Here is a 753-nt window from a genome sequence, read left to right as displayed (position 1 = left end):
ACCGGGCCAGTAACCCGCGCCTTTTCGGGGCGGGATAAGCGCGCTGATTTTCTTACGCCGCAGTTCATCGTGACAGAGCCGGGTGTCGTAAGCGCCGTCTGCCGATGCTGCCCTGATTTTTCTGTGAGTCTGCCGGATAAGACCCGGGAAGGCTTCTGAGTCCGTCACATTGTTCAGCGACAGGTCTGCACAGATGATTTCATGTGTTTTACTGTCAACGGCGAGATGCAGCTTACGCCAGATACGGCGGCGTTCCTGGCCATGCTTTTTGACTTTCCACTCGCCTTCACCGAAGACCTTCAGCCCGGTGGAATCAATTACCAGGTGTGCGATTTCACCCCGGGTGGGCGTTTTGAAACTGACATTAACCGACTTTGCCCGCCTGCTGACACAGCTGTAATCCGGGCAGCGTAGCGGAACGTTCATCAGAGAAAAAATGGAATCAATAAAGCCCTGCGCAGCGCGCAGGGTCAGCCTGAATACGCGTTTAATGACCAGCACAGTCGTGATGGCAAGGTCAGAATAGCGCTGAGGTCTTCCCCGTGATGAAGGCGTTGCCGACTCATACCAGGCCTGAATAGCTTCATCATCCAGCCAGAAAGTTATGGAGCCACGGTTGATGAGGGCTTTATTGTAGGTGGGCCAGTTGGTGATTTTGAACTTTTGCTTTGCCACGGAACGGTCTGCGTTGTCGGGAAGATGCGTGATCTGATCCTTCAACTCAGCAAAAGTTCGATTTATTCAACAAAGCCG

1 protein-coding gene is annotated in these 753 nt (G+C 53.3%); it reads right to left on the bottom strand.

The window, feature by feature from the left end; translation table 11 throughout:
• A partial coding sequence (locus U9R90_RS36570; RefSeq protein ID WP_045135864.1) for an IS5-like element IS903B family transposase occupies positions 1 to 675 on the bottom strand: 675 nt, incomplete at its 3' end.
• Positions 676 to 753: the final 78 nt, after the last annotated feature.

Origin of the sequence: Streptomyces sp. E11-3 (assembly GCF_046540415.1) — a bacterium.
Lineage (GTDB): Bacteria > Actinomycetota > Actinomycetes > Streptomycetales > Streptomycetaceae > Streptomyces.
The sequence above is the reverse complement of the archived record's forward strand: the minus strand, read 5'-3'. Positions and strand labels throughout refer to the sequence as shown.